The organism is Hylemonella sp. P2_B10 (assembly GCF_056404875.1).
The window spans coordinates 278,706-294,644 of the sequence record NZ_JBFUDE010000001.1 but is presented as its reverse complement, the minus strand read 5'-3'; the positions used below and the strand labels follow the sequence as shown (position 1 = coordinate 294,644).

Annotated in this window: 17 protein-coding genes; 4 read left to right on the top strand and 13 right to left on the bottom strand. The window is 66.3% G+C overall.

All coding sequences use genetic code 11. From position 1 onward, the window contains the following. Positions 1–18: 18 nt before the first annotated feature. Genes AC1DX2_RS01410 through AC1DX2_RS01360 form a run of 11 tightly spaced genes read right to left on the bottom strand, consistent with a single transcriptional unit; the run spans position 19 to position 9,545 of the window. Positions 19–1,227 (bottom strand): glycosyltransferase family 4 protein, encoded by a 1,209-nt coding sequence (locus tag AC1DX2_RS01410; RefSeq protein WP_477194493.1) that lies wholly within the window; start codon positions 1,225–1,227, stop codon positions 19–21. Next, a complete protein-coding gene (locus AC1DX2_RS01405; RefSeq protein ID WP_477194492.1) occupies positions 1,224–1,976 on the bottom strand; it encodes a polysaccharide deacetylase family protein in 753 nt (250 codons plus the stop codon). Before AC1DX2_RS01405 ends, AC1DX2_RS01410 begins: the two co-directional genes overlap by 4 nt. A gap of 49 nt (positions 1,977–2,025) precedes the next feature. After that, complete coding sequence (gene rng, locus AC1DX2_RS01400; RefSeq protein WP_477194491.1) at positions 2,026–3,501, bottom strand: ribonuclease G; 1,476 nt, start codon at positions 3,499–3,501, stop codon at positions 2,026–2,028. A 17-nt stretch (positions 3,502–3,518) separates the two neighbouring features. Then, a complete protein-coding gene (locus AC1DX2_RS01395; RefSeq protein ID WP_477194490.1) occupies positions 3,519–4,121 on the bottom strand; it encodes a Maf family protein in 603 nt (200 codons plus the stop codon). 6 nt (positions 4,122–4,127) lie between these two features. Then, complete coding sequence (gene rlmH / locus AC1DX2_RS01390; RefSeq protein ID WP_477194489.1) at positions 4,128–4,595, bottom strand: 23S rRNA (pseudouridine(1915)-N(3))-methyltransferase RlmH; 468 nt, start codon at positions 4,593–4,595, stop codon at positions 4,128–4,130. Positions 4,596–4,607: 12 nt separating this feature from the next. Next, positions 4,608–5,276: a ribosome silencing factor gene (gene rsfS, locus AC1DX2_RS01385; protein WP_477194488.1), complete on the bottom strand. Its 669-nt coding sequence runs from the start codon at positions 5,274–5,276 to the stop codon at positions 4,608–4,610. Beyond that, a complete protein-coding gene (gene nadD / locus AC1DX2_RS01380; protein WP_477195740.1) occupies positions 5,276–5,893 on the bottom strand; it encodes a nicotinate (nicotinamide) nucleotide adenylyltransferase in 618 nt (205 codons plus the stop codon). The genes rsfS and nadD overlap by 1 nt, the downstream gene beginning before the upstream one ends. Positions 5,894–5,895: 2 nt before the next feature. Continuing rightward, a complete protein-coding gene (hemF, locus tag AC1DX2_RS01375) occupies positions 5,896–6,822 on the bottom strand; it encodes an oxygen-dependent coproporphyrinogen oxidase (RefSeq protein WP_477194487.1) in 927 nt (308 codons plus the stop codon). Between the two features lie 5 nt (positions 6,823–6,827). Further along, positions 6,828–7,514, bottom strand: a complete 687-nt coding sequence (locus tag AC1DX2_RS01370; protein WP_477194486.1) for a 1-acyl-sn-glycerol-3-phosphate acyltransferase — start codon at positions 7,512–7,514, stop codon at positions 6,828–6,830. 22 nt (positions 7,515–7,536) lie between these two features. Further along, positions 7,537–8,829, bottom strand: a complete 1,293-nt coding sequence (gene purD, locus AC1DX2_RS01365; protein WP_477194485.1) for a phosphoribosylamine--glycine ligase — start codon at positions 8,827–8,829, stop codon at positions 7,537–7,539. Beyond that, complete coding sequence (locus AC1DX2_RS01360; RefSeq protein WP_477194484.1) at positions 8,826–9,545, bottom strand: YebC/PmpR family DNA-binding transcriptional regulator; 720 nt, start codon at positions 9,543–9,545, stop codon at positions 8,826–8,828. The genes purD and AC1DX2_RS01360 overlap by 4 nt, the downstream gene beginning before the upstream one ends. A 58-nt stretch (positions 9,546–9,603) precedes the next feature. Between AC1DX2_RS01360 and AC1DX2_RS01355 the strand changes: the two genes are divergently transcribed. From AC1DX2_RS01355 to AC1DX2_RS01345, 3 genes are all read left to right on the top strand, one after another. Beyond that, entirely contained in the window at positions 9,604–11,154 is a 1,551-nt protein-coding gene (locus AC1DX2_RS01355; protein WP_477194483.1) for a helicase HerA-like domain-containing protein, read from the top strand. 75 nt (positions 11,155–11,229) lie between these two features. Further along, a complete protein-coding gene (upp, locus tag AC1DX2_RS01350; RefSeq protein WP_477194482.1) occupies positions 11,230–11,880 on the top strand; it encodes a uracil phosphoribosyltransferase in 651 nt (216 codons plus the stop codon). A gap of 16 nt (positions 11,881–11,896) precedes the next feature. Continuing rightward, positions 11,897–13,171: an amidohydrolase family protein gene (locus AC1DX2_RS01345; protein ID WP_477194481.1), complete on the top strand. Its 1,275-nt coding sequence runs from the start codon at positions 11,897–11,899 to the stop codon at positions 13,169–13,171. A gap of 6 nt (positions 13,172–13,177) precedes the next feature. Here AC1DX2_RS01345 and sbcB read toward each other — a convergent pair whose 3' ends face one another. Further along, positions 13,178–14,641, bottom strand: a complete 1,464-nt coding sequence (sbcB, locus tag AC1DX2_RS01340; RefSeq protein WP_477194480.1) for an exodeoxyribonuclease I — start codon at positions 14,639–14,641, stop codon at positions 13,178–13,180. An 83-nt stretch (positions 14,642–14,724) separates the two neighbouring features. Between sbcB and AC1DX2_RS01335 the strand changes: the two genes are divergently transcribed. Next, positions 14,725–15,540 carry a mechanosensitive ion channel family protein gene (locus tag AC1DX2_RS01335; protein ID WP_477194479.1) on the top strand — a complete coding sequence of 272 codons (816 nt, stop codon included), beginning with the start codon at positions 14,725–14,727 and terminating at the stop codon, positions 15,538–15,540. A 5-nt stretch (positions 15,541–15,545) separates the two neighbouring features. Here AC1DX2_RS01335 and AC1DX2_RS01330 read toward each other — a convergent pair whose 3' ends face one another. Next, positions 15,546–15,935: a YkvA family protein gene (locus tag AC1DX2_RS01330; RefSeq protein ID WP_477195739.1), complete on the bottom strand. Its 390-nt coding sequence runs from the start codon at positions 15,933–15,935 to the stop codon at positions 15,546–15,548. Between the last annotated feature and the right edge of the window lie 4 nt (positions 15,936–15,939).

Genomic DNA, 15,939 nt, shown 5'->3' with positions numbered 1-15,939 from the left:
CAGTGTCGTTCTGACAGCTCAGACCGACGCACGCGGCCGCAACGCCTGGTAGATGGCCTCCTGCCGCTCGGCAATGCCGGCCCACTGGTGTGAACGGGCAAAGCTCAGCGACTGCAGGATCATGCGCTCGCGCAACGACACCTCTTCCAGCACACGGCGCAGCTTGGCACCCAGCTCACGGTGGTCGGTGGGGTCGTTCAGGATCAGCGCGTTCTGGCCGTCATCCAGCAGGCCGGCGATGCCGCAATAGCGCTCCTGGCTCACCACCACGGGGATGCCGTGCGCCATCGCCTCCAGCACCACCATGGCGAAGGTGTCCTCCTGCGTCGGGTGGGCCAGGCAGTCGGCGGCGCGGTAGGACTCGCCCAGGTCCTTGCGCGAGCCCAGGAAGTACACGCGCGACTCCACGCCCAGCGCCTTGGCCTGCTCGCGGAAGGTGTATTTTTGCGACGGGTTGCCCACCACCGCCACGAAGGTGCTGCCCGTCAGGTCCGGCAGCGCGTCGATCAACGTGCCCAGGCCCTTCTTTCGGTAATCGTTCCCCACCAGCAGGATGCAGCGGCCGCTGGGCGGCAGGCCCAGGCGCACGCGGGCGGCCAACTGCTCGTTGCGGCTGGGCGGGCCGCTGACCTTGTCCACCCCGGGGGTCAGCACATTGATCAGCGACACTGCATTGGGGAAGGCCTGGGCGATCATGTCGGCCAGGCTGGGCGAGGCGGCGATCACCGCGCGCTGCTTGTGCGGCGCAAAGCGCAGGTGTTCCAGCCACACATAAGCCGTCAGGCGCGGGCTGGCCAGCACCTTCAGCCAGCCCAGCACCAGGCGCAAGCCGGCGCGCCCTTGCAGCAGGTTGTACTTGACCGGCAGCACATGCGCGGTCTGCACCTGGCCATGCCAGGTGTTCTCGTGCGAGTGCACGATGTCAAAGCCCTTGCGCGTCATCCACCAGGTCAGCGTGGCGTACCACAGCTGGTTGATCCAGCCCGATTTGGTCATGGGGTTGGACACGCTGTGGTAGGTGACGCCGGGCCAGTGGTGGTCGATGCGCTGGGCGAACACGTGGATGTCGTGGCGCTGCGCCAGCTGTTCCACCAGCGCGATGGAATAGCGCTCGGCACCGCCGCCGGTGTTGGAAAACACCCGGTTCAGCACCGCGATGCGCAGGCGCGGCCCGCGAGGGGCCTGCGGGGCCTCACCGGTGTCACCGCTGCCAGGGCTGTTCATCATGGCTGGCTGCGCCGGTCCTCGTAGGCGGTGGCCAGCTTCAGCCACAGCGTGGCCAAGGTGGTGGAGCGCAGTACCGGCACACGCGGCAGGCGCAGCGGGTCGGCGCCGGCATGGCAACGCCCGCGCACCGTGGTGGTGGCGGCCTGGTAGCCGGCCGCCTGCACCTGGCTGGTGTGGGCCGCGCTGAATTCACCATAGGGGTAGCAGAACTGCGTCACCGGCGCGTCCACGGCCGCTTCCAGCTCGGCCTTGCACCCGGCAATCTCTGCTTCACTCTGCGCCGCGTCGCACTGGTTCAGGTGCGCATGGTAGCGGGTATGGGCGCCCAGTTCCTGGCCGCCGGCCACCCAGGCGCGCAATTGCTCGGCCGTCATCAGCGCTGCGGGGGGAATGCCGACGTCGCGGTCCCACACATTGGTCTGCCCCAGCAACTGGCTGACGCCGTAGCAGGTGGCGGAAAAGCCGTGGCGGCGCAGCACCGGCAGCGCATGCGTCAGGTTGTTCACATAGCCGTCGTCAAATGTCAGGCCCACCACCCTGCCCCGGCGCTCGCCGCTCAGGTAGGGCTGCAAAGCCGACATGGACAGGCCGGTGTAGCCCAGCAGCTTCAACCAGGCCATTTGCCGCGCAAAGGCGGCCGGCGCCACATACAGGCTGCGAAACGGTGCGCCCTTGGGTGGTGCCAGGTCGATCTGGTGGTAAGTCAGTATCGGTATCGGCGATGGGTTGGCGGTGCGAGGGCTGGGCATGCGGGCAGCGGCTCAGAAGCCGCGGGGCAACGACGTTATGAGTGTATTGTCACAGCAGGACGATATCGTACTGCTCCTGCGCCATCGCGCCCTCGCTTTGCAATGAGACCGGCTTGCCGATGAATTCGGAGAGGCCCGCCAGGTGCTGGCTTTCCTCGTCCAGGAACAGCTCGATGACCTTGGGCGAGGCGATGATGCGGAACTCGCGCGGGTTGAATTGGCGCGCCTCGCGCAAGATCTCGCGCAGGATGTCATAGGCCACCGTGCGCGCGGTCTTGACGATGCCGCGCCCCTGGCACGACGCGCAGGGCTCGCACAGCATGTGGGCCAGCGACTCGCGGGTGCGCTTGCGCGTCATCTCCACCAGGCCCAGCTGCGAGAAGCCGGCCGCCATGGTCTTCACGCGGTCGCGCGCCAGCTGCTTGCGGAATTCGGCCAGCACGGCGTCGCGGTGGTCCTCGCGCGCCATGTCGATGAAGTCGACGATGATGATGCCGCCCAGGTTGCGCAAGCGCAGCTGGCGGGCAATGGCCTGCGCCGCCTCCAGGTTGGTCTTGAAAATGGTGTCGTCGAAATTGCGCGCGCCGACGAAGCCGCCGGTGTTGACGTCCACCGTGGTCAGCGCCTCGGTCTGGTCAACAATCAGGTAGCCGCCGGATTTCAGCTCCACCCGGCGCGCCAGCGCCTTGGCCAGCTCCTCGTCGATGCTGAACAAATCAAAAATAGGCCGCTCGCCTTTGTAGAGTTGCAGCTTGGCGGCGGTGGCCGGCATGAACTCTTGCCCAAAGGCCGCCAGCAAGTCGTGCTGCTCGCGCGAATCGACCCGTATGCTCTGCGTGCTGTCGCCAGCCAGATCGCGCAACACGCGCTGCAACAGGTTCAAGTCCTGGTGCAGCAGCGACATCGCCGGCAGCCGGGTGGACGCCTCCTTGATGCGGGCCCAGGCCTTGCGCAGGTAGGCGATGTCGTCGGCCAGCTCCTCGTCGCTGGCGTCTTCGCCGTTGGTGCGCAGGATGAATCCTCCGCCCTGCTCGCCCACCAGGCGCTGCAGGCGAGCGCGCAGCTCGTCGCGCTGGTCGGACGGGATCTTTTGCGACACGCCCACATGGTCGTCCTGCGGCAGGAACACCAGCAGGCGCCCCGCAATGCTCATCTGCGTGGACAGGCGCGCGCCCTTGGTGCCTATCGGGTCCTTGATGACCTGCACCATCAGCGCCTGGCCCTCGAAGATCTGTTTTTCTATCGGCACCGCGGGCTGGCTGCCGCGCACCATGCCGGGGGCCTCGCCATCGGGCTGGCGGTGCCACACATCGGCCACGTGCAGGAAGGCGGCGCGCTCCAGCCCAATGTCGATGAAGGCCGACTGCATGCCCGGCAGCACCCGCGCCACCTTGCCCAGGTAGACGTTGCCCACCAGGCCGCGCTCCAGCGTGCGCTCCACGTGCAGCTCCTGCAAGGCGCCGTTTTCCACCACGGCCACGCGCGTCTCCTGCGGGGACCAGTTGATCAAGATGTCTTCTTGCATAGCGTGTGGGGCCTTGCTCAAACCTTGTAGCCGAACTGTTGCAGCAACTGCACCGTCTCATACACCGGCAGGCCCATGATGCCAGTGTATGAGCCGCTGATGTGTGAAATATACGCGGCGGCACGCCCCTGGATGGCGTAGGCGCCAGCCTTGCCCAATGGCTCGCCACTGGCCACGTAGGTCGCTATCTGTTTGGCCGTCATGGGGGCGAAGCGCACGCGCGAGCGGCTCAAGCCGGCCACGCGCTTTCGTGCACTGCCCAGTGCCACGGCGGTCAGCACGCTGTGGGTGATGCCGGCCAGTTCGCCCAGCATGCGCCTGGCATCCATCGCATCCTGCGGCTTGCCATAGATGCGCCGGCCCAGCGCCACCGTGGTGTCCGAACACAGCACGGGCGCCGGCGGCAGGCCGCGCCGCTTCAGGCGCTGCAAGGCGGCGTCCAGCTTCAGGCCGGTGACGCGGGCCACATAGGTGGACGGTGCCTCGCCGGGGCGCACGGCCTCCAGGCTTTCGGTGTCTTCGCCCGCGTCAGGCAGCAACAGCTCGAAGCGCACGCCCAATTGCTCCAGCAACTGGCGGCGGCGCGGACTTTGCGAAGCGAGGTAGATGAAATCACTCACGGGGTGTCATTCACGATGGTAGGGATGGTGGGCGTTGACCGACCAGGCGCGGTACAACTGCTCAATCAGCAACACCCTGGCAAAGGCGTGCGGCAGTGTCAGGTCCGACAGGCGGATCCGCTCATGCGCGGCTTGCTTGAACGCCGGGTCCAGCCCGTCCGGCCCGCCGATCACCAGCGCGACGTCGTCACCGCTCAACTGCCAGTCGGTCAGCCGGGTGGCCAGCGCCTTGGTGGTGACGGCCGTGCCGCGCTCGTCGAGCGCCACGATGCGGCAGCCCTTGGGAATAGCGCCCTCAATGCGCTCGCGCTCGGCGGCGTACAGGGTTTCCAGAGATTTGGAGCCGCGCGGCTCAGTCTTCACCGCCTTCAGCTCCACCTTCAGTTCAGGTGGAAAGCGTTTGGCGTAGTCGTCCCAGGCGGTCTGCGCCCAGTCGGGTACACGCAGGCCTACGGCGACAATCAGCAGCTTCACACGGGAGGCAAATTACCTTGCCGCAGTCTTCTTGGCGGGGGCCTTTGCGGCTGTTTTGACGGCTGGCTTGGCCGCCGTTTTGCCGGCCGGCCTGGCTGCCGATTTGGCCGGCGCCTTCCTGGCGGCGGTCTTCTTGGCCGCGGCTTTGGCGGGCGCGGCCTTGGCGGCCGCCTTCTTCAATGCGGCCTTGGAGGGGTAAGCCTCTTCCACGCCCTTCTTGGCAGCACTGGTGCGGCGCAGACTCTCGCCCACCGGCTTCTTGGCCGGCGTCGCCGGGGCCTTGGCGCTCTCGGCCTTGGGCAGGGGCTTGTCGGCGCCGAATTTGATGCGCACCGGCTTTTCGCCCCACAGCTCTTCCAGGTGGTAATACTGGCGAATGCCGGGTTGCATGATGTGCACCACCGCCTGGCCACAGTCCACGATGATCCACTCGCCGTTTTCCTCACCCTCCACCCGTGGCTTGGCAAAGCCGCTGTCGCGCACTGCGTCGCGCACGCTGGCGGCCAGCGCCTTGGTCTGGCGGTTGGACGTGCCGGAGGCGACGATGACGCGCTCAAACAAGGCGGTCAGGTGCTCGGTGTTGAAAACCTGGATGTCCTGGGCTTTCACGTCTTCCAGGCCATCCACAATGGCGCGCTGAAGTTTTTGGATGTCTTTTTTGGCGGCGGTTTCAGTAGTCATCAAGCGGCGGTTTGGTAGAGGTGATGAAGCGCAATATAGCGCGCAACGGGCTCGGCCACCATAGGGGCGGAACCGCTGTCGTGCGCGATATGGGAGCGTATTTCGGTGGCGCTGACCGGCATGGCCGGCAACAACAGCCGGCTGAACCGCGCTTCCAGCCCGGCCGGTGGGGAAAACCGGAGGCTTACAGCGGCGGGGCTTTTGACGGCATCTTCCCGTTCAGCTACGCAAATTATAGCAAGCCGCACCACTTCCCGCCATTCGTGCCAGCTTTGAAGCGCCAGCGCCTGGTCCTCGCCCATCAGCAGGAACAGTTGCGTACCAGGGTGCTCGGCGGTCAGTTCGCGCAGCGTATCCACCGTGTAGGTGGGGCCGGCGCGGTGGGTTTCGCGCTCGTCCACCACCACCTGGGGCAGGTCAGCAAAGGCCAGCCGGGTCATGGCCACCCGGTGCTCGGCGGCGGTCAGCGGCCGGTTTTTGTGCCAGGCATGGCCTGTGGGGAAGATGCGCAACGCATCCAGCCGCAATTGCCGCAGCGCCAGTTGCGCCAACGCCACATGGGCCAAATGCGGCGGGTCAAAAGCCCCCCCAAACACGCCCAGGCGCTGCAGGGGAATGCTCAAAGCCAGTCCCGCCGTGGCAGAAAGCGCGTGTACAGCTCAGCCTCGGGCGAACCCGGCTCTGGCTGGTGCTGGTAGGACCAACTGGCCAGCGGCGGCATGGACAGCAGGATGGACTCGGTGCGCCCGCCCGACTGCAGGCCAAAATGCGTGCCACGGTCCCACACCAGGTTGAATTCCACATAGCGGCCGCGCCGGTACAGCTGGAAAGCGCGCTCGCGCTCGCCGTAGGGCGTGGTGTGGCGCCTTTCAGCGATCGGCAGGTAGGCGCCCAGAAAGGCGTCGGCCACAGCACACAGCATGGCAAAGCTGTTGTCGAAGCCGCCTTCGGAAAAGTCGTCGAAGAAGATGCCGCCAATGCCGCGCTGCTCGTCACGGTGCTTCAGGTAGAAATAGTCGTCGCACCAGGCCTTGAAGCGCGGGTATTTGTCGGCGCCAAAGGGGGCCAAAGCGTCGCGGCAAGCGCGGTGGAAGTGCACCGCATCTTCCTCAAAGCCGTAGATCGGCGTCAGATCCATGCCGCCACCAAACCAGCAAACTTCTTCGCCCTGCGGGTTGTTGGCCGCCAGCATGCGCACATTCATGTGCACCGTGGGCGCGTACGGGTTGCGCGGGTGGAACACCAGCGACACGCCCATGGCCTCGAACGGCGCGCCGGCCAGCTCGGGCCGGTGCTGGGTGGCCGAAGGCGGCAGCCTGGGGCCTTTGACATGCGAAAACCCACAGCCGGCGCGCTCGAACACCGCGCCGCCCTCCAGGATCTGCGTGATGCCATGGCCCTGCAAGGGCTCGCCCGGCGCCTTGTGCCAGCCGTCGACCCGGAAAGCCGCGCTGCCGTCCAACGCAGCAATGGCCGTGGTGATGCGCTGCTGCAAACCCAGCAAATAGGGTTTGACCACCGCCACGCGGGAGTTGGGAGTGTCCATGGTTGTCATTTGACTACGGTTTGCGAACGCGGCACGGAGGCGTCCAGCAACACCACAGGCGCCGCGTTGGCCGGCACACAACCGCGCACGCCCTGGTAGGACGCGGCGATGCGCGCCATGTCGGCCGCCTCATCCCCGCTGAGCATGATGAAGGACGACACCACCACCTGCTTGTTGCCATAGTCCAGCTGCGCCAGCCCGAGAGGCACGCCGGCGCGCAAGGCGGTGCGGTAAAAACCGCTGCGCCACCCCGGGATGGCCTTGCGCGTGCCCTCGGGCGCCAGACCCAGCCAGAAAAATTGCCCATCGCGGCGCTGCTGCTCAAGCAGCGCCACCGCCTGCCCCACCACACCGGCCGACGCCGTGCGCTGCACCGCCACGCCACCCAGCCAGGCCAGCCAGCGCCCGAACAGCGGGATGCGGAACAGCGAATCCTTGGCCCAGAAATGCACCGGCACGCCAATGCTCCACTTGGCCATCATCGCCACCACGAAATCCCAGTTGCTGGTATGGGGGTAGGCCACCAGCACGCCTTGCAGGGCAGGCAGCCCATCAAACACCACGCGCCAGCCCGCACAACGCATCAGCCAGCGCGCAAACCGGCTGCCCTTGAATTGCACCGCATAGGGCGGGCTGAAATCGCCCCCGGCCGGCTGCCGCGCCCCTTTGTCGTCCATGAAATCCCTGGGCATGCGCCGTGTTGCCTTGTCTGTTTCAGGCCTTGACGGCGCGGTGGCCAATGTCGCGGCGGTACTGCATGCCGTCGAAATGGATGCCCTGCACCATGTCGTAGACGCGTTGCTGCGCCTGGCGCACGTTATCGGCCAGCGCCGTCACACACAGCACGCGCCCACCGGTGGCCAGCAGCTTGTCGCCTTGCCCCAACGTGGCGGCATGGAACACCATGGCGTCATCCTGGTCGGCCGGCAGGCCAGTGATGCTGTCACCCTTGCGGGGGTGCAAGGGGTAGCCGTGCGCAGCCAGCACCACACCCAAGGCGCAGCGGCGGTCCCACTGCAGCTCCAGGTCTTCCAGCTTGGTATCGGGGTCAGTCTCAGTGGCGGCGAGCATCACCTCCAACAGGTCGGTCTTCAGCCGCATCAGGATGGGCTGGGTTTCCGGGTCGCCCATGCGGCAGTTGAACTCCAGCGTCTTCACCTGGCCCGACGGGCTGATCATCAGCCCGGCGTACAGGAAGCCGGTGTAGGGAATGCCGTCGGCCTCCATACCGCGCAGCGTGGGCAGGATCACCTCGCGCATGGCGCGCGCATGCACCTGCGGCGTGACCACCGGCGCTGGTGAATAAGCGCCCATGCCACCGGTGTTGGGGCCCTGGTCGTCGTCCTGCAGGCGTTTGTGGTCCTGGCTGGTGGCCAACGCCAACGCCCCCTTGCCGTCGCAGATGACGATGAAACTGGCCTCTTCGCCTTCGAGAAACTCTTCAATGACGACGCGGGCGCCACCGGCGTTGTGCGCCACGCCCAAAGCGTTGTCCAACAGCATGAAATCCACCGCCGCATGGGCTTCGGCCAGCGTTGTGGCCACCACCACCCCCTTGCCGGCCGCCAGGCCGTCGGCCTTGACGACGATGGGGGCGCCTATCTTGTCGATGTAGGCATGCGCCGCCACCGCATCGGTAAACGTGTCAAACGCCGCCGTGGGGATGCCGTGGCGCGCCATGAAGGCTTTGGAAAACGCCTTGGAGCTCTCCAGCTGCGCGGCCGCCTGCGTGGGGCCGAAGATGCGCAGCCCATGGGCGCGGAACTCGTCCACGATGCCCGCAGCCAGCGGCGCCTCGGGGCCAACCACCGTCAAGCCAATTTTTTCCGCCTCGGCCCAGGTACGCAGCGCCTTGACGTCGGTGATGGGCACGTTGACCAGCCGCACGTCGCGGGCAGTGCCGCCGTTGCCCGGCGCCACATAGACCATCTGCACCCGGGGCGACTGCGCCAGTTTCCAGGCCAGCGCATGCTCGCGGCCGCCGCCGCCTACGACCAGTACTTTCATAGCGCGGCGTTGTGGTAGACCTCTTGCACGTCGTCCAGGTCTTCCAGCACGTCCAACAGTTTTTGCATGCGGGCGGCATCGTCGCCGGTCAACTCGATGGTGACGTCCGGGCGCATGATCACGCCGGCCACCTCGGGCTTCAGGCCGGCGGCCTCCAGCGCGTTCTTCACCGCTTCGAAATCGGGGTAGGCGGTCAGCACCTCGATGGCGCCGTCGTCGTCGGTGATGACGTCCTCGGCGCCGGCTTCCAGCGCCGCTTCCATCAGCTTGTCCTCATTGGTGCCGGGGGCGAAGATGAGCTGGCCGCAATGCTTGAACTGGAACGCCACCGAACCGTTGGTGCCCATGTTGCCGCCGTACTTGCTGAAGGCGTGGCGCACGTCAGCCACGGTGCGCACGTGGTTGTCGGTCATGGTGTCTACGATGATGGCCGCGCCGGAAATGCCGTAACCCTCGTAGCGGATTTCCTCGTAGTTGACGCCTTCCTGGTTGCCGGTGGCCTTGTCGATGTTGTACTTGATGCGGTCGGCCGGCATATTGGCCGCCTTGGCCTTGTCCACCGCCAGGCGCAGGCGCGGGTTGGCGCTCAGGTCGCCGCCGCCAGCACGGGCAGCCACCGTGATTTCGCGGATGATGCGGGTCCAGATCTTGCCCCGCTTTTCATCCTGCCGACCTTTGCGGTGTTGAATATTCGCCCACTTACTGTGTCCAGCCACGTCGCAGTCCTTCAAAAATTCGTTACGCTACGGGTTAGATTGTACTTTTGGTGACTCCATGGCCGAACCCATCCTGATTGCGCAGCACCTCGACGTCCGCTGCCACCTGCTGCCGGACAAGGCCAACCGCCATGGCTTGATCACCGGCGCCACCGGCACCGGCAAGACCATCACGCTGCAGACCATGGCAGAGGGCTTTTCCCGGCTCGGTGTGCCGGTGTTCATGGCCGACGTCAAGGGCGACCTGACTGGCCTGTCCCAGGCCGGTGTGATGAGCGAGCGCCTGGGCAAGATCCTGAAAGAGCGTGAAATGCCCGAGCCGGCTTTCGCCGCCGCACCGGTGACGCTGTGGGACGTGTTTGGCGAACAAGGCCACCCAGTGCGCGCCACCATCAGCGACCTGGGGCCGTTGTTGTTGGGGCGCATGCTGAACCTCAATGACACCCAGGCCGGTGTGCTCAACCTGGTTTTCAAGGTGGCGGACGACAACGGCCTGTTGTTGCTGGACCTGAAAGACCTGCGCGCCATGCTGCAGCATGTGGGCGACAACGCGAGCGACTTCACCACCCAGTACGGCAACATCAGCCCGGCCAGCGTGGGCGCCATCCAGCGCGGGCTGCTGCAGATCGAAAGCCAGGGCGCCGACCAGTTCTTCGGCGAGCCCATGCTGAACATTGCCGACTTCATGCAGACTGACAGCAATGGCCATGGACTGGTCAACATCCTGGCGGCGGACAAGCTGATGAACGCGCCCCGGCTGTACGCCACCTTCCTGTTGTGGATGCTGTCTGAGCTGTTCGAGCAATTGCCCGAAGTGGGTGATCTGGACCAGCCCAAGTTGGTGTTTTTCTTCGACGAGGCCCACCTGCTGTTCAACGAGGCGCCCAAGGCGCTGATAGAACGCATAGAGCTGGTGGTGAGGCTGGTGCGCTCCAAGGGCGTGGGCGTGTATTTCGTCACCCAGAACCCGCTGGACATCCCCGATTCCGTGCTGGCCCAGCTGGGCAACCGGGTGCAGCACGCGCTGCGCGCCTTCACGCCGCGCGACCAGAAGGCGGTGAAAGCCGTGGCCGAGACCATGCGGCAGAAACCCGGTCTGGACATAGAAACCGCCATCACCGAGTTGGCCGTGGGCGAAGCCCTGGTCAGTTTGCTGGACGACAAGGGCCGCCCCAGCGTCACGGAACGGGTCTACGTGTTGCCGCCGGGCAGCCAGATCGGCCCCATCACCCCGGCGCAACGCCAGGCGCTGCGGCAAGGCTCTCTGGTGGCCGGCGTCTACGAAAAGGCCGTGGATCGCGCATCGGCCTACGAGGCGCTGAAGGGCCGCGCCGCAACGGCTGCACCCGCCGGTGCGGGCCCGGTCGGCCAGGCTGGCGGCGCAGGGACCGTCACGCCGGCCGGCGCAACGCCCGCCGCAGGCAGCGAAGGCTCCATCATGGGTGGCCTGAAAGACGTGCTGTTTGGCAGCACCGGGCCACGCGGCGGCCAGCATGACGGCCTGGCGCAGACCTTGGCCAAGTCGGCTGTGCGCACCATAGGCTCCAGCGTGGGGCGCGAGATCATTCGCGGCGTGCTGGGCGGCATCTTCGGCAAAAAGGGGCGCTAGGTCGGCTTCTGGCTGGGCGATACCCATAAAATCGAACAAACCGATCCAACACAGCAAAGAACCCTTCGCACCGCCATGAGCCCAGCCGCCCCCCTCCCCGCCAATGTGTTCGTCATCAACCACCCGCTGGTGCAGCACAAGCTGACGCTGATGCGCAGGAAAGACGCCTCCACCAACTCCTTCCGCCGCCTGCTGGCCGAGTTGGCCAGCCTGATGGCTTACGAGATCACCCGCGACATGCCCACCCAGGAAGTGGAGATCGAAACCCCACTGGAAAAAATGACCGCGCACATGATTGACGGCAAAAAACTGGTGCTGGCCTCCATCCTGCGTGCCGGCAATGGTTTGCTGGAGGGCATGCTCAGCGTCATCCCCGGCGCCCGCGTGGGCCACATCGGCCTGTACCGGGACCCCAAGACGCTGCAGGCGGTGGAGTACTACTTCAAGATGCCCAAAGACATGCACGAGCGCGACGTGGTGGTGGTGGACCCCATGTTGGCCACCGGCAACTCGGCCATCTCCGCCATCGACCGCATGAAGGCGCTGTCACCGAAGTCCATCAAATTCGTGTGCCTGTTGACCTGCCCCGAGGGCGTAGCCGCACTGCACAAGGCCCACCCTGACGTGGCCATCTACACCGCCGCCATCGACCGCCAGCTGAACGACCACGGCTACATCCTGCCGGGCCTGGGTGACGCCGGCGATCGCATTTTCGGCACCCAATAAACCTGAACAGCGCACGATGCTCGACCTGCTGGTGCGCAATGCCACGCTGCCCGATGGGCGCACCGGCATGTCCGTGGCCGTGCACAACGGCCGCATCACCGAGGTCACTGCCAGGCTAACCGCCCCGGCCGCCGAAACCTTTGATGCGGGCGGTCAACTGCTGAGCCCGCCCTTCGTTGACGCCCATTTCCACATGGACGCCACGCTGAGCTACGGCCTGCCACGCGTCAACCAGAGTGGCACGCTGCTGGAGGGCATACAGGTGTGGGGCGAACTGAAACCCCAGCTGACGCACGAAGCGGTGGTGAACCGCGCCCTGGCCTACTGCGACTGGGCCTTGGCCAAGGGCCTGATGGCGATACGCTCGCACGTGGACACCAGCGACCCCAGCCTGCTGGCGGTGGAGGCGCTGCTGGAGGTGAAGCGCAAGGTGGCGCCCTACCTGGACTTGCAGCTGGTCGCCTTTCCGCAAGACGGTGTGCTGCGCACCCCCGGCGGCATGGACCTGCTGAAACGCGCACTGGCCATGGGTGTAGACGTGGTGGGTGGCATCCCGCACTTCGAGCGCACCATGGCCGATGGCGCGCTCAGCGTCAAGTTGTTGTGCGAACTGGCTGCCGAGCAGGGTCGGCTTGTGGACATGCATTGCGACGAGTCCGACGACCCGCTGTCACGCCACGTGGAAACGCTGGCCTTCGAGACCCAGCGCCTGGGCCTGCACGGCCGCGTCACCGGCTCGCATTTGACGTCCATGCACTCCATGGACAACTACTACGTCTCCAAGCTGCTGCCGCTGATGGCCGAGGCGCGATTGAACGTGGTGGCCAATCCGCTGATCAACATCACGCTGCAGGGCCGGCACGACACCTACCCCAAGCGGCGCGGCATGACCCGTGTGCCCGAGCAACTGGCGCACGGTTTGACAGTGGCCTTCGGCCACGACTGCGTGATGGACCCCTGGTACAGCCTGGGCAGCGGCGACATGCTGGAAGTGGCCAGCATGGGCCTGCACGTGGCGCAGATGACCAGTCAGGCGGCGATGCGGCAGTGCTTCGAGGCCGTCACCGCGAACCCGGCGCGCATCCTGCAGCTGGACGGCTACGGGCTGGAAGCGGGCTGCCATGCCGACTTCGTGCTGTTGCAAGCCCGTGACCCCATCGAAGCAATTCGTCTGCGGGCTACGCGACTGAAGGTGTACCGGCGTGGCAAGCTGCTGGCCGAGACGCCAGCGACCACGAGTCGGCTGCACCTGGATGGGCGGCCGGATCAGACATCGTTCATGTCCGGCTGAGCGGCCTCACTGCTCCGGCGCCACCAGCTCCGCATAGTCATACAGCGCGCCCAAAATCTCCTCGCCGCGCTCGTCCACGGTCTCAGACAGCGTGTCGATGCGCTCGGCAAACTGCTCCAGCGTCAACGCCCCACCCTCGCCGCCAAACAGCTTGGCGGCACGGTGTTCCTCCCAGCGCGCCTGCTCGGCTTCGTCCAGCGTGTCGGCGAAATTACGCGCGCGGTAGCGGAACAGCAACTCGCCCAACCGCTCGTCGTCAAACGCCGGCCGGGCGCTGGCCAGCTTGGCCGGGGGCAGCGCGCGCAGGTCGTTCAGGCGGCGGCGGTCGGCATTGCCGATGAAGCCACCATACAGATCCTCGTCCACGTCCGGTGGCGCCTCCGCCTCGCGGTGGAACACCTGGGGCCAGATGGCGCTCATGTCCGGCAAGGCTGCCGCGTAACCGGCATGCGCACGCACCTGCTCCCACTGCACGCCCCAACGCTGGGCCATGGGGTCGCTCAGCACCTTGAGGTTGCCCATCACCATGGGTGACTTGTTCAGGTGCACGGTCTTGATGGGCAGCCGCGTCATGCCCTCGGGCAGGTCAGCGGCGCGGCTGAACATGCGCAGGCGGATGTCGGCCGCGTTCAGCGGGGCCAATTCGCGCGGGTCGGCGCTCAGGTCCCAGGCGATCAGTTCGTTCTTGTTCACCGGATGGGTGGCCAACGGCCACATCACCGCCAGGCAGCCGCGCTCGACGCCGAACATGCCCGAGATGTGGATGAAGGGCCGTGCCGTGGCCAGCGTGGTGGGCAGGCCCAGCTCCTGCGCCACCCGGTCTTTCTTGTGCAGGGCCAGGCAGAAGTCGAACAGCTTGGGCTGCTTGTCGCGCAGCAGCCGCGCCAGCGCGATGGTGGCGCGCACGTCGCTCAAGGCATCGTGCGCGGCCTCGTGCGCCAGGCCATTGGCGGCCGTCAAGTCAGTCAGCTTGAAGCTGCTGCCGCCGCCCTCGGCGCGTTCGGGCCAGTTGATGCCTTCGGGCCGCAGCGCGCGGGCGGTGCGCACCACGTCCAGCAGGTCCCAGCGGCCGCAGTTGTTCTGCCATTCGCGCGCATACGGGTCCATCAGGTTGCGCCACAGCATGAAGCGGGTGATCTCGTCGTCAAAGCGTATGGTGTTGTAGCCCACGCCTATGGTGCCGGGCTGGGCCAGCGCCTGCTCGATTTGCCGCGCGAACTCATGCTCCGGCAGGCCGCGCTCCAGGCACAGTTGCGGCGTGATGCCAGTGATCAGGCAGGACTGCGGGTCGGGCAGGAAGTCGTTGGCCGGCCGGCAATACAGCATCATCGGATCGCCGATCTCCTTCAGCTCGGCGTCGGTGCGGATGGCGGCGAACTGGGCCGGACGGTCACGCCGGGGGTTGACGCCGAAGGTTTCGTAGTCGTGCCACAGGAAGGTGTGGGTGGCGACGGGGGTGGCAGGGGTCATAGGCCGCCATTGTCCTACAGTGGTCGCTTGCCGGTGATAAGCTGTTGACCTCTCGCCACCCGCACCACAAGGAGTCCAAGCACATGGACATGCAAAGCATCCAGCTGTTCGTCAGCACCACCCTCACCGACTTGGCCATCAAGATCCTGGCCGCCATTGCCTTCTGGATCGTCGGCCGCTGGCTGATCGGCAAAGTGATACAGCTGATGCAAGGGGCCATGAACCGCAACCACATCGACCCCACGCTGACCAAGTACCTGGGCTCCATCGTGGCCATCGCGCTGAACATCGCGCTGGTGCTGGGCATCCTGGGCTACTTCGGCATCCAGACCACCTCGTTTGCCGCCATGCTGGCCGGCGCCGGCGTGGCCATAGGCGCGGCCTGGAGCGGCATGCTGGGCAACTTTGCCGCCGGTGCCTTCATGCTGGTGCTGCGGCCCTTCAAGGTGGGTGACTTCGTGCAGATCGGCGGCATCGTCGGCACGGTGAGCGAGCTGGGCCTGTTCGGCACCACCATTGTCACGCCCGACAATGTGCTGACGCTGGTGGGCAACAGCAAGGTGTTCGGCGACACGGTGATGAACTTCTCGGCCCGTCCAGCGCGCCGGGTGGAGCGCACCGCGCAACTGGCCGGCGGTGTGGACGTGAACGACGCGATGGCGCGCTTTCGCGCCGCTGTGGTGCAGATCCCCAACGTGGCAGCCTCGCCCGCGCCCGAAATCTCGGTGCTGGACATGAACCTGCTGGGACCGGTGATCGCCATCCGCCCCTACTGCCACAACGACCACTACTGGCAGGTCTACTTCGACACCAACGCCGCCATCCTGCGCGTGGCGGCAGAGGCCGGCTGGCCGGCACCCACACCGACGCAGATCATGCGCACCGTGCCGGCGGGTTGACAAAGCTAGCTGGCCTGCCACCAGCGCCAGGCCAGCCAGGCCAGGGCCACCCACAACACCAGGATGGCCGCGGCGCCCACCAGGCTGCGCGGCTTGGCGCCGCCTTGGCGCAGAAATTCGTCAGCCCGCAGCCGGCACTCGCTCATCAGCGCCGGCGGGATCAGGCGCGCAGCCAGCCACATCAAGCCCGGCAGCAGCAACAGGTCGTCGACAAGGCCCAGGACGGGTATGAAATCCGGGATCAGATCGATCGGGCTCAGCGCGTAGGCCACCACAAAGCCACACAGCAGCTTGGGTAGCCAGGGCGTGCGGGGGTCCGCAGCGGCGAACCACAGGGCCACGCCCTCCCGCTTGATGCCTGTTGCCCATGCGCGCAGACGCCCCAGCAAGCTCATGGAG